Origin of the sequence: Paenibacillus sp. FSL L8-0435 (assembly GCF_037965655.1) — a bacterium.
Classification (GTDB): domain Bacteria; phylum Bacillota; class Bacilli; order Paenibacillales; family Paenibacillaceae; genus Paenibacillus.
Genome location: NZ_CP150185.1, coordinates 2,982,061 through 2,996,644, shown reverse-complemented (window position 1 = coordinate 2,996,644; position 14,584 = coordinate 2,982,061). Strand labels below are relative to the sequence as shown.

The 14,584-nt window shown below is 46.6% G+C and carries 4 protein-coding genes; all 4 read right to left on the bottom strand.

Annotated elements, in window-relative coordinates; all coding sequences use genetic code 11:
* Positions 1 to 299 precede the first annotated feature (299 nt).
* The 4 genes from NST33_RS13150 to NST33_RS13135 all read right to left on the bottom strand — a co-directional run bounded on the left by NST33_RS13150 (position 300) and on the right by NST33_RS13135 (position 14,540).
* Positions 300 to 2,636 carry a beta-galactosidase gene (locus NST33_RS13150; RefSeq protein WP_339308164.1) on the bottom strand — a complete coding sequence of 779 codons (2,337 nt, stop codon included), beginning with the start codon at positions 2,634 to 2,636 and terminating at the stop codon, positions 300 to 302.
* 51 nt (positions 2,637 to 2,687) lie between these two features.
* Positions 2,688 to 6,026: a DUF5107 domain-containing protein gene (locus NST33_RS13145; protein ID WP_339308162.1), complete on the bottom strand. Its 3,339-nt coding sequence runs from the start codon at positions 6,024 to 6,026 to the stop codon at positions 2,688 to 2,690.
* A 173-nt stretch (positions 6,027 to 6,199) separates the two neighbouring features.
* Positions 6,200 to 6,910 carry a trehalose operon repressor gene (treR, locus tag NST33_RS13140; protein ID WP_237175597.1) on the bottom strand — a complete coding sequence of 237 codons (711 nt, stop codon included), beginning with the start codon at positions 6,908 to 6,910 and terminating at the stop codon, positions 6,200 to 6,202.
* A gap of 127 nt (positions 6,911 to 7,037) precedes the next feature.
* On the bottom strand, positions 7,038 to 14,540 hold the full coding sequence (locus tag NST33_RS13135) for a fibronectin type III domain-containing protein (protein WP_339308159.1): 7,503 nt from the start codon (positions 14,538 to 14,540) through the stop codon (positions 7,038 to 7,040).
* Positions 14,541 to 14,584 lie beyond the last annotated feature (44 nt).

Below are 14,584 nucleotides of genomic sequence, written 5' to 3'. Positions count from 1 at the left end.
GGCAATAAGTTAACTAAAATCGTTGGTAATAGAAGTTTTTTATTAGTAAATAAACAACTAATAACTTTATTATAGTTACATTATTTAGTTTAAATAAACCTTATCGTTAAGGTTATGAAGTTATAATAAATTGAAAACGCTTACCAGTCAAGATCTTTTTACCATGATTAGGAATCATTTGTTTTTACATAACACAGCAAAAAAGGCTCTCTCCCCTCACAATCGTTCGGAGAAAGAACCCTCTGTATTATTAACGAAAGTTAACTGTTGTTTAAGTCTTGTTTAACTCCTGATTTTGACTAAGTGTCTTCTCTAACTCCCGCCAATACCAAACCAACCCGATACTGTGGTCTCACCCGAATTTCATTAAACTTTCCAATCTCCACGCCCTCAAACCGCTCCACATAAGCCTGATTAACATAACTCTCAATCGTCCCTCTTCGAATTGGGGTTATAGACAGACGAAGCGCGTGATCAGCCAGCAAATGACGGGATTGCTTCAAACCAAGCACCCAGCTGTGTCCATAGTGAATATGATCCGTTAACATCTGATGATGAATATGTGCTGTTGCAACGTCTCCTTCATAATCAATCTCAACCCACACGTCATTTACTTGTTCCGGCCACGCTGTGTCCAATCTCAGTGTTGCTGCATACTCTTTGGGGTAATCAACCTCTACAGCAGGCTCGTAAGGCGAAACTTGGAATGTATACGTACCGAATATTCCCTGCTTCGACTGGGATGACACAGCATATTTGGAAGCTGAAACATGCTCTGGAGCCGGATAGAAGGATACCTCTATCTCTGGTTGCTCCACGGATGTACATATGAGCATCTCATTCTGTACATACAGATGACTGCTGCTAATTACAAGCCTTTCTTCTCCGCCCACACGGAAACGGTAGGCATTCAAGGCCTCTTCACGGGTCAACGTAATGATTCGTATGATTACACCGTCCGATGTTGTGATTCGTAGATGATGGTCCTTGCCAGTAATAGGATGTATCACAACTTCATTCCCCTGCTCAGATAATGTACCTTCGGGCATATCCACATTTGTAACAGATGATGCATCAATAACATACTCAGGCATCATGCCATCATGGGCATAAAAGACAGCTGTGAGTTCCTGATTTACCATAAATCGGGTCAGTGGCTGAACGGTAGCACTAATGATCTTCATTCCATTCAGATTCATATGGAAAGGCAGAATGGCCGCCATGCCAGATTTCAGCTGCATCGTTCCTTCTCTTGGATAAAAAGCAGTCCCTTTGCTGGTATGCAGCTCCAATTGGATATCACGATCAGGCATCGCCACATGATCCTGATAATTATTCATGAACAGGAATCCAGAGCCTGCTTGCTGCCGAACAGACCAGCGCAGATCCAACGTGTTCTCCGGGGTTATCGATTGTTGACCATCCGGTACAACACAGCCCATTGGTGCAAGTAACTCACCGTATCCTTCCAGGAACATGGACAAGGTACGAATGCGGTCATACGATTCACCAACACGCCCAAATTCCCCGAGTGGCGATTGGTAATCATACGTCATTTTCGGCAATGCCTGTTCGTTCATATATGAATTTTTGCCTATCGGATTGGTCCCCCCGTGATACATATAATACCCAACCAGATTGCTGCCGTTCGCAAGCTTCACAATGGTCATCGCCTCAACACTGTCCGCATCAACAACCGGACGAGCGTAATAACTGACCTGCATACCCCCAGCAAGTTCACAATACGCAGCAGGGTATTCCTGACTCTCATAATCCACTTCTTCCACAGGATTCATATGCAGATCCCGGAACAAATACTCCCGGCTTGGAGGCTGATTGGGAATCCATGGTGTGTAAGCATACCCCGCTAGCATCGGTAATGTTCCTTCTTCAGGCACCGCAGCTTTGCCCCAGGCCGTGGCAGTATAGAACATCGGCTTCATACCGACTTCTTCGGCAATATGGCGAAGCATCTTCAGATGTTCTCGTCCATCCCGGCCGGAGGTAATATATTTTTCGCGGGTATACCCCCAGGCATCCATGGGTGCGCCAGCGTGCATATACTCATTTTCCAACTGTACCCCGATAACAGGGCCACCCTCCTGATAAAAACAGCCGTTGAGCTGACGAGCAATCTCCCGGTATAATCGCTTGGCGTAATACAGATATCCTTCATCGTTCGACCTGACTTCGAATGGATAACTGAATAACCAATCCGGCATTCCGCCATTACGCACTTCCCCATGACAGAATGGACCAATTCGTACGATCAGCGGCAGCTCATGTTTGCTACACAGATCCACAAAGTGCCGCAAATTCAGATTTCCTGACCAATTAAATTCGCCTTCCTGCTCCTCGTGAAAATTCCAGAAGACATAGGAAGCGACGATGTTCACCCCGCCTGCCTTCATCTTCAGTAATTCTTCTTCCCACTGCAAGTAAGCGAATCTGGAGAAATGAAACTCACCTACCACGGGAATATGGGGTTTAGCATTACGAGTCATATAATAGTTGGTAAAATCATACGATTCCCCTCGTGGGCTTTTGCCGCCACTGCCAGTCATGCGACCCGCACGAATCTCTTTATCTTCCGCATCCAATATAAAGCGAATCTGGCTACCTGCTATATCATTCATGGATTTTATAACTCCTTCGATATAAATGGGATGTGTTGAAACGATTATCAATTATCGATGGATGATTGCCCCTTGATGATTGGGATTCTTCTCCAGTACCCGCTCCAGCTCAAGTTCGGCTTCACTCGTTCGACCCAGTCCCAGAAGACCCAAAGCCCGCATATATCGGCAATGTTCTTCATTTCGCTGATCTAGATCGTCGTCAAACACCAGGAAATCGGGCAGAGATACTGCAAAATAATCCATTCGGATGTGATCATGCATATGTCTTTCGGCATAATCAATTAATTTGTTGAACCGCCTGTTGGCTTCCTTCACATTGCCAAGCTTCTGCCAGGCCAGACCCTGATAATAGATGGATTCCGGCGGTTGGTCATTATAAAACATCGCGCTTGTCGGTTCATTCAAACCGATGGATGCTCTGTGGAAATTCTCCTCTGCCGCCTGATTATTTTTCAGTTGCTGGTACGCACAGCCAAGATAAAAGTAAACGGGGTTGTCTCCGGCTCCCTCCAATTTACCTTCACCTAAGTTCTCTGGGTAAACCAAAGCCTTCTGCAACAGCTCCAATGCTAGTTCAGGTTGTTGTTTCTCCAGATTTCGCTTTGCCAGTTCCGTCAGTGCCGTAACATATTGTCCTGTTACCTTGCCTTCTCCACCCTCCCATGGATGAAACCGCCGGGTCTGAAGGGCATTCCATGCTTCTTGATGGCTACCCTGCATATTCAATAAAGTTACCCACTCAATGTACAGATCGTCACGATGATGAACCAGCTCCATGTGATCTTCCAGCTGTTTGATTCGATGCTCGCAGGAATACCCCATCTTCTTGCGCAGCTGATCCAACTCGTAGAAGACCCGTGCATCTTGCGAATCCAACCGGAAAGCTTCCTCTAATGCTGCCAGTGCAAGATCGGGCCGATTCGACTTGTTATAATAAGCCAGTCCCAGATTCCGATGTGCAGTCGAATATGAAGCATCCACCTCGCGTGAGGTTTCCCAATGGGTGATTGCTTCCTCGTAGCGTTTATGATCATATAACCAATTTCCCAGGTAATAGTGAGCACGCGCATCATTCGAATCCACTGCCAATGCATCCTGAAGCACCATGAATTCAAATAACGTATTAGGAAAACAATAATCCGTTGGAGCAGCTTTCCCCTGCTTTTGACACTCCCGGGCCTGCTCCATATCCCCCAGCTGACGATACAAGTAGGCCCGAGCATAACCAACCATAGGATACGGCTGTGCAATTTCGGATTCAACATAAGAGAGTACCGTCAGTGCTTCTTCCCACAATCCACAATCCGCGTAGTCTGCGGCTAGATTCAGATAATTATAAACGTCTCCTCGCATCAGACGATGGAAATGCTCATGTGTTTGCCCCGCTTGTTCTCTCTCTAAAGGTGTAGTCGCTCCGCTATAGATCAGGACTAATTCATATGCAGCTCCAAATTCAACCGGGTCCAGTTCCAATGTCTCACGCGAATATTGAATGGCCTGTTTATCTTGACCCAATCTGCGCAGCAGAGCCACCTTCAGATGCCGAGCCTTATAATTTCTGGAGTTACGAATCAGCGAACGTTCGATGTGATCCAACGCTTCGATGTCTCGATGTAACGCCATATCGATCTGAGCAAGCATGTAATAACCCGTATCCTGATACTGTGCAGACCATACGGCTTTATACAGTGCTGCGTAGGCTTCTTCCTGTTTCCCCTGTAGTTTCAAACTCAGACCGAGTTGGTAAAATGCTTCACTATCATATGGATTCGTATTTTTCCACGTCAGCGATTGTACGGCCTGTCTGAAATGCTTCTCTGCATCTTGGAACAGCCCTCTACGCAGCAGCAATGTGCCATAAGCAATGTTTAGACGAATATCCGTTGCATCACGCTTCAACCCTTCCAGATAATAAGGTTCCGGTTCATACGTGGCATGCCGATATTGCTCCAAATGAAGAGCAGCCAGATATAGTTGTTCATTCGTACGAATCTCGGATGGTAGCGGGAGTGGTGTGGCCGGATCTGGAACTTCCTGAATCTCAGACCTCTCAGGCTGATAGGCTACAAGTACTTTTCCTTCCGCAGTTCGAACACTTAACTTCACCTGATGCCATTCTTCTTGTCCGCTCCACGGGAATGAAGATTTATATAGTTCCGTAGGTGAGATATTACATCTCTCATGGAGATATACCGTGGTTGATCCTATCACTTCAACGGTCACTTGTTCAAAAACCGACGTCGCATATACCATCACGGTTACCATTCCGGTCCTTTCGTCCATTTCCAGATTAACCGCTGCATCAATCGTTGCATTTTTGACCATACCAATTCCTTTATACGGCATAAAATACTGCGAGAATGATTTCGCTTCATAGGGCTGTAACCACGTAAAATCAGGCTGATTATCGGTATAGATCCCGGTCATTAATTCAATATAAGGCCCATCCTCGTCCGTTAACTGACGATCCCAAGCTTGCCCGAATTCCCCGTTCCCCCAGGTCCATTGCTTCTTGCCCGGAGAAATATGATGATTGGCTACATGCAACAAACCTGCCTGAATCCCGTGGTCATACCCCCCCACAAAATTATAATCCGACTTATAAGCCATATAGGATGTTGGAACCGGTATGTTTTTGTATCGCGAGATATCCACACCTTCGGAATAGTCCATCTTGTAATAAGTGCCGGTTGCGATGGGAAAGCGGGATACGTCCCGTTTTCCGTGGTCCAGCACAGCCGTTACATCAGGTGGAAACACGGATTGTGTATGATCGTTAACAGCTACAGCCGGGTTGGCCCACCATAGAAAAGTTTGAGGTGCGCTGGTGCGATTGTATACCTCGGCATGGATTTCAAGATAGGCTCTGCCAGGATGTAGTGTGAAGCCAGCGGTCATTTTGGTACCATACATGCGATCAATCTCACCCACCCACACGGTAGCGCTTCCATCTTCATTACTGCCAAATGTATAATCGACTGGACCAAACGTATTGGGCCGATGATGCTGTGGCCAGTTGAATTCAATTCCACCTGAAATCCATGGCCCTGCCAGACCCACAAGTGCAGGTTTAATCACCCGGTTATAATATACAAAATCGTAGTTGTTGGTCCGATCCAGCGCACGATAGATCCGTCCCCCCAGTTCGGGCATCAGCTCGATACGTACATATTCATTTTCAAGAATAATTAATCGATACGACTTCATTTGGGCTTCATCTTCAATGCTGTCGATCACGGGATGCGGGTACACCTTACCCGAACTTCCCTGATAGATTCTCTTTTCAAGAAACATCGGATTTTTGTCCGGTTTACCTATACCATAGGTTGGAATATCTCTGGTTTCTTCCCATATGCGAACATTGGATGTCGCTGTCACGTGATTCAATTCCCTCACTCCTCGGCCTCGTATATATTGTGATCATACGCTCCGACATGCAGGAAGAACATTGACATTAAGCGGTTCTTGATGGACGATCTTCGGATTCCCCCATAACCAAAGAGAGCACCAATCCACTGAATAATTCAGTGAAAGGTACTCTCTGATCGATCTTGATTAACTTATCTACGACGTGCAAAATCCACAAACCTGAACTTGTCCGGTCGATGTCTTGATTCCGTATACTGAAATTGACTGGCATCCTCCAGGTACACCTGGCTCCTCACCACAACTACATTGTGGAAACCTTCAAGGTCAAGCAGTTCCCTGTCCTCGGCGGTAGGTTCCTCCACCAAAATCTCTTTTTTGGCAAACGAAATCGAAAGCCCCAGCTCTTGCTCAATGTACTCATAGATGGAATCATTACAGATCTCTTTGCTGAGCCCAGGAACAAGCCGCTGGCTAATGTAATCTTTGTCCAGTATGACATGCTCTCCATCCACTTTGCGCACACGTCTGATCTCCCAGACCTGTTCATTCAGACCAAAGTTAATTTTCTTGTGCAACGCCTGATCCACCTGTTGCTCCTCAAATACCTTCACATACGTTTTAGCGCGATGTCCCATTTTTTTGGCTAATTCCTTGAAGCTAACCAGACCTGAGATGGGAAAATCGATCTTGCGTATGTCCAGTACAATCGAGCCCTTGCCTTGAATCTTCTGAATATAACCTTCTTCGTACAACATTTTCAATGCTTTGCGAATAGTCTCTCGAGACGTTTGATAACTTTCCGATAGATCCAGTTCCGATTGAAGCAGCGTCCCTGCCTCAATCTCTCCGGTCCGAATACGATCTGCAATATCTTCATATATCCGGATAAATTTATTATTCATTATTCATCACCATTGTTCATTACCCTTTTTTATCATATTGGCAACCTATTATAACATTAAAAACCAATCAAGCGGTAATGTCGTTACTGCCGATGAATGTAGTATCACATGTAAGAATCAATTCAATCTAGATATGACGATCGAACGCTGAAGCTTTTTCCACTTGATCTATACCGTTCTCATCCATGACTTGAATCAGCTTATTTAAGCGGAAGATCAGCGCTGCAGCTTCGGATCTGCTTAAGTGCTGCATGGGACGGAAGCTGCCGTCTTCATATCCGGTAATCATGTACAAACCTGCAAGTTCCTGCACTTCTTCTTTGGCCCAATCAGATACATCAGTCTGGTCGGTAAACGCTCTTGGGGAAGTCAGCGGTTCCGGTCTGATTTTACGAACAACATTTGCTATAATCTTGGATGCCTGTTCACGGGTTACCAGTGCATGTGGAGCGAATTTCCTATTCCCCATCCCTTGAACCATCTCATGGTGAACGGCTGCCTTAATCTCTGGAGCGAACCAATCATCGTCGTTTACATCCTGAAATCCATGCTGTTCATCTACCGTTGTGTCCACACCCATCAGACGCACGATTAATGCGGTAAATTCTGCACGCGTGATCGGACGGCGTGGTTCGAAGCGGGTTTCACTTACACCTTGAATAATATTTTGTTCTGCCAGCCAGGTAATCTGATCTTTATTGAATGTTTGGCTGATATCAATAAATTTGATATTTTTTTTCGCAGTTACATCAGGTTGCTCAGACGGTTCTGGTTGTGAACTAACCTCATCGGCTTGTTCCGATGTACCGTTTGGACTCGGGGTTGCACCGCCACCGCTCCAGGCGGATGGTGGATACGGAAAAGTCATGGCTGCGGCCCGTTTGCTTTCACTTTTTTCACCTGCTGAATTCTCCGTCCATACTTCCACCTCATAATGTTGCTCGGCATTCAGTCCTGTCCATACATGACTGCGCTGCGTGCCACGGTAGATCTCACGATCTTTATGGGTGATCACAATCACCTCATTTATTGAATCCAGTTCCCAAGTTAGCTTAATCGCACTTGTGCCTTGCGCTACGGCTGCAACTGTCAGATCCTCGGAAGGCAACGTCTCGAATTCCGGAACCTGGAGCGCCTCACCCTCACCTGCCTCATTAAATGGAATGATTGCAAAGTCAGTATAACGCTCGGCACTGTTTAATTCAGACACATGTATGGATGTCTCCATGGTCGTTCCTACAAGCTCTTCATTTCGATAAACTCGATAACCCGCAGCACCAGGAATCAGTTCCCATACAATGTCTGCACCATACATTGAACGCCCCTCTACTACAGGAGGAGAAGAAGCACTACCGGGCAAAGTCATTGCTTGAAGGTAATAACCACCATCACTACTGCCGGAGGCATTCATGGTCTTCACTGTATAGATATAGTTCACGCCCGGTTCGAGTTCCTTGTCGTCATAGAACAGTTCGTCTGCAGGAACACGAGCAATCTCTACACCGTCACGCTCAATGATAAACTGCTCGGCACCTTCGACCCGGCTCTGTTCCAATAGAAGACGAATGTGATCCTTCGCTGAATTAAACTCTACTTTGACAGGAGCTACTGGTTTGGTCAGAACGGAATACGCCAGCTTCTCCGATGCATCTCCCTGATCATTCTCTGTGTAGATTTCAATCGAGTACTGTTTGCCTGCATCCAGTTGATCAACAATAAACTCTTTTGTTTTGCCTCGGTATACTTCTGTACCATCCAGTAATATAACAAAAGTTTCGTTCCCATAAGGGAAGTCCCATTCCAGTTTGACGTGATCTGTCTCCGGATATATCTTCATTTCCAGTGAATCAACATGAGGTAAGGTGTAAAAAGGAGTCACGATCATTGGACTTCCTGAACCAGCCGTATTATAAGGAATAATCTGTACCTGATCATATCGGGTTGCACTCTCCAGATGAGTTAATCTCACCTCTGTGATATCCCCTTCTTCAATCGTGGTGAACATCTGATCTCCGATTCGTATGGTATATCCCTCCGCACCTTGTACCTTTGGCCAAGAGATTAATCCCTCCTTTTCCCTAATCTTCCTTGCATGTAAAGGTTCATGAATGGTCGCAGGCAACGTTCGCAAGTGAACTTCGAAACCGGAATCACTCTCTCCCGTTGCATTGGATGTTTTGATGGTATACGTGTAATGCTCTCCTGGTGTCAGTCCAAGATCTTCAAATGAAGCTTGATCTGCTGGAACCTTAGCGACTTCAACGCCATCCCGCATAATAATGAATTGCTCTGCTCCCCGTGTGGAGCTTCCAGTCAGGTCCAGTACCGCAGTCTGATCTGTGATATGTGTTATGCCTGCCGTCTGAGGTGAGATGGGTTTCGTTAAAACCTGAATCTGAATAGACTCTGACCGATGCCCATCTTCATTAATCGCAACAAGTTCGAATTCATATGCTGTGCCATCCAGCATACTATTGAGATGTACAGACGGTTCAGACACGCTCTGTACATCTCCCGTTACCCGATTTCGAATCTCATATGCAGCCGCTCCCTGAACAACATACCAAGCCAGATCCACCTCATGTGTTCCGGCTTCAACTGTGATACCTTCTGCAACCAATGGTAACGTTTGAGTCATCACACTGAAAGTAAGCGGCGCACTCGTTCCACTCACATTGACTGCCCGAATTGCATAAGTGTATTTCGTTCCTGGCGACAGATCCTTGTCTACGAATTGGGTTTCACTTGAATCCATCTGAGTGATCTCTCTTCCATCCCGTTCAATGACATAATGATCTGCCCCTTGGACACCAGTGTTACTGAAATCCAGACTTAGGCTGTTTTTTGCCACATCATATACCGCAATCTTAACGGGTTTCTCAGGCAAAGTCAGCAGAGATACATCCGTCGCTTCAGAACGAGTTCCCTGTCTGTTGACCGCCCATAGTTGATAGCGATGCCACGTTCCATCCTGGAGTCCTGTAATCGTTGCTTCATTCTCCATTCCTCTATAGATCTCCTTACCATTCTGCTCAATCACGTATTCAGCGGCACCTTCCACGACAGACCAGGAAACTTTTGCATGATGTACTTCTGAATCAACAAGTACTTCGGCAGGCGACACAGGTTTGGACAATCGGATGAGCTGAGCTGTTTCACCTGATCCAGAAGCATTCACAGCCTGAACTTCCAAAGCGTACTCTGTACCTGGCAACAGTCCCTCAAGCATGTAGGCCAGTTCTGATGTTCTGCCCATTTCTGTTCCATTGATTTTCACAATATAGAGATTCGCCGTATCTACAGCTTGCCATGCAAGTCCCATACTTGTTTCACCAGTCGATGTGACATTAAGTCCTTCCGGCCTGCTAGGTAGCGTAAGAATTGTACTACTGGTAGATACACCGTACCCGGCAGCATTGCCCGCCTGTACTTCATAGGTATACTCATGACTGCTTGACAGGTGGTGAACTGCGAGTTGTGTATCTGATATCTCATGGCTATGTCCATCGAGGACCACCCGATATTTCGTTGCCCCAGCTACAGGCTCCCAGCTCAAGATTGCTCCCTGTTCAGTTACTTGAACAACGTAAAGTCCCGACGGGCTATCTGGTAGCGTTGTTCCTGATACCGAACTGCGCATCCCCTGTCCACTTCCGTTCACTGCTTGTACATCCAGTTGATAAGATGTTCCTGAACTCAGTCCCGCAAAGACCCATTCTTGGGTTCCAGCAGGAACCGTTCCCGACTTCTCTCCATTCAACCATAACTCATAACGATCGGCTCCTCGTACTTCTTCCCAATTCAGACGAAGGCTCCCTGTGGAAGCATCTGATACCTGTAAGCCGGACACCTGCCCAGGTAAAGTCTTGAGCAAAGGTAATCCTGCCAACGGTCCTGTTCCTGTCTCATTTCCGGCTATTAACGTATAGCTGTACTCCGTTCCGCTATCCAGACCCGAGTCCAGATACTCCGTCTGCTCACCTTCATATATGGCTGTTCCATCGCGTGAAAGCCCATAATACGTTGCAGAAGTCAGTGTTTCCCATTTTAATGAAATATCATGCTCCTGAATTTGAACCGCCATAAACTCACCGGGCATTGCCGGCAGTGTGAGAAATCCGGTCCTACTGCTACCACCTGCGCCACTTTCATTCATTGCGGTTACCGAGATGTTATGAATGGTTCCTGGAACGAGGTTGCTGACATAGGGAAGGCTGCCAGGATCAGATACCGTCTGATCAAATACGGTGGCACCGTCCGAAGTAGTCACGATGATGCGGTAAGCATCTGCTCCTCGTACTGGATCAAATTGAATCTCGGCCAAATTGGGCTGGGAATCTACTTTTCGAACGTGCAACGTTCCGGGAGCTGCCGGGGTAGTTAATACTTGAGCGCTTACTGCATCACTTACTCCGGTATGGTTTCTCACTCTAACTTCATATTCATAGACTTGACCACCACTTAGGGAGTGATCGATTATACTGTGGTTAGGATAATCCAGTGTCCATGACTGTCCTGTTGTTTTATTCGTTATCTCATACTGATATCCATCGGTATACCTTTCCCCCGTTGGCAGATCCACTGTAAGTTCAGCTGACGTCTCACCAATCTGTGTTATTTTCACATGACTTGGTTGCTCAGGCTTGCGTTGAATCTGATAAGGCAAAGATGTTGTCTCATATGTATTCCCTGCTCTGTCCATGGTTTTCGCATGGATGTACCATATGCCTTCCGATTCGATGGATATTTGATGCTCATCAGAGCGAGCTTCAAGCCAATGATCCGGTGATTCTGCACTGTTCGTAACTTGATAGAATCGTTCCAGTTCCTGAATGCCTGAGTGGGCGTCGGCATACTGAATGGTAGTGGATATGTCCGTGTCCGTCCAGCCATGTCCGTTCGGTGCAAAAGTAATCGTGGGAGCCATCTGATCCACATAGGCGATTCGACTCACTTCCTTGCTTACATTGCCAACGGTATCCCTTGCTCGCGCCCGAATGGTGGTAGCCCCATTTTTACTTACTGTACCCCTATTTCCTGCCATATACGGGTCATCATTCATGCTGTATTCATAGGAGATCGCTCGTTCATCCACGCTTCCGGCGATAGTAAATTGTACATGTTCTTTACTCCATCCAGAAGAACTCAAACTAATTACCGGCTCGGTTGGAGCTGTCGTGTCAATTCGAACTGTAGCCTGAGCGGACGTGCTTATATTGCCTACACGGTCAAGTGAGCGTGCATATACAATCGTTTCTCCCTCATCGGTGACCGTCACTTCGCCCGTGTAATCGATCCAGGGACCTTCTTTGTTAAGTCGATATTGGCTCTTGGCAAGCCCACTGCCTGCATCTTCACCACTGTTTATTGCAAAAGTTACATCCTGATTCGTCCAATCCTCTTCATTTAACGTAATCGTTGGTTGCTCAGGCCCAGTTTTGTCGATTCTGGCTGTTGCCGAAGTGGAAGCACTGACATTCGCGGCCCGATCAACACTTCGTGCGTAAATCTCGGTTATCCCTTCTTCACTTAGTGTAAGAGGAGCCTTATAGTCGATCCATTCTCCCTCACTTCCCAGCTTATATTGTGTCAGACCAATGCCACTTGCTTCGTCCGTACCCTCCGTTAATGTCACGATTACCGCCGCTTTTGTCCATTCCGGCGGATTGAGCGAGATGACAGGTGGCGTTGGTGCCGTCCGATCTACTCTGGCTGTCACAGCCGTTTCCTGTCCTGTATTACCAAACGCATCAATACTGCGTGCCATAACAGTTGTGTTGCCTTCACTGTTTACGGTAAACGGAGCGCTGTATTCACGCCATTCTCCTGCCAGACCAACTTTCACTTCAGTCTTCTGAGTTCCGCTTAAGGCATCTTTCCCCTCTTCAACCGTGACCAGAACATCTTCCTTGGTCCATGTGGATGGAGTGACTGTAATGGAAGGAGCAGTTGGACCCGTCGTATCTTTAATCATCTCTCCAGCGGATATAAACGGGGTCTGTATCCCTTCACCATTCAGTGCCGCCACAAGAACTTCATATTTTCCATCCGCGAGTCCGGTCAGGGCAAATTCTGTACGTGTGGAAGTTGTTGTTCCCGTTGCGAGGACTTGCCCACCTGGACTGCGTATTTCCGTTTTGTAATGAGTGCCCGCAGGGTTACTATTATTATTCCAACTCGCTGTAACAGAGTTGCCTGATTGTGTCACAGCCGCAGCAGCGGGTGGATTCGCCAATGTATATTTGGTGGATGGACTGGAGTACCCCGTGAAGGAACCACTTGAATTTTTGGCACGTACAGCAAAAGAATAACTGGTATTCGGAGTGAGCCCTGTCACCTGCCGACTGTTTGACGCACCTGTATCCACGATCTGATTCGTGGTCATATTCTTCAGCTCATATGTAACAGAGGCGTCATTGGCCTTCTTATCCCAGTTGACCGTCAAGTTATTAGGGTTAACCAGTGTATAAGTCGGCGTTCCAGGCACAACAAAACTTCTAACCGTAAAGTTAACGGTTCCTGCTGAGGACACCCCACCTTTGTCATCCATGACCCATACTTGCAATGTGTGTGTACCATCTGGCAGGGTGTCAGGCAATGTGTAGTTAGTGTTGAAAGACTGATTTGAACCCGTCGCGGTCATCTGGGTCAAAATGTTCTCAGACCCACCATCAATGGACCATTTCACGGTCAATAGGTCTCCTACATCCGTATCTCGCGTTGTACCAGAGATCTGAAGTTGCTCGCCTTTGTAATACGTTTGCCCCGAAGAAGGAGCCGTTAGTGTAAATGAAGGCGGAACGTTCTGAGGGCCGATTCCCACGATCGTTGAAAATTTGCGTGAAGCCTGATTCGCTGTTGCTTTGGCATTCCACCAGAATTGCGCAGCTGTATCACTCGCCGTAACGGTCTGCCCTGTAGTGAATGACGAAGGTGAAGAACCCCCTGTTAGCTGCGCATTGTCCGGACCGCTGTACTGTCCCATGTATATGCGATCTGCATTCACAACATTGTACGTATTCGCATAAAAAGCCGTGACCTGAACGCCGCCGCTGTAATTGCGCCATCCATTCTCGATGACTTCAAACGGAGATGCATCATTGCCATTCACCATCGTATCCCAATAAAATGTTCCACCCAAATTCAGTGCCGATCCACTGCGGTTGATGGCTTCCAGTTCAACCTTCATGTATCCACCTTGTGAGGTAGCATTAACGATAGATACACGCAAAATATATTCGACATTGTCCTTTTGCCGGGACATTTCAATCACATTATTGTTAATTCGGTAATAATTAAGCGGCAATGTTTTGAAGTTCACGGGAGATCCATTATGGTCGATAATGGTGGATACATTCCCTGTATCACCACCGTAAAATACATTTGTGTTTGGTAGTAATACAATTCTGTATTTACCATCACTGTTCATCTCCACTTTCACCTTGGAGGACTGTACAGCCTTCATGCTGGACGTATCGGATACAATCCCGATGGTTTCAACCGTTTCAGCCATTACCGTCGTTGCGCCCCATTCAAGCAACAGGGCTTGAGGTGATAATAACGCAAATGCCAGTACCACTTTGGTTAATTGTTCCGCTTGTTTCTTCACACGTTTTCCTGATTTCTTCAACGTCTACTCTCCTTTTTGGCACACAAAAAAAAGGAGGCACCCCA

Bases quoted from the DNA above. Each gene is read 5' to 3' on its own strand.
- NST33_RS13150 (WP_339308164.1), bottom strand. From the start codon at position 2,636: ATGAATGATATAGCAGGTAGCCAGATTCGCTTTATATTGGATGCGGAA.
- treR (WP_237175597.1), bottom strand. From the start codon at position 6,910: ATGAATAATAAATTTATCCGGATATATGAAGATATTGCAGATCGTATT.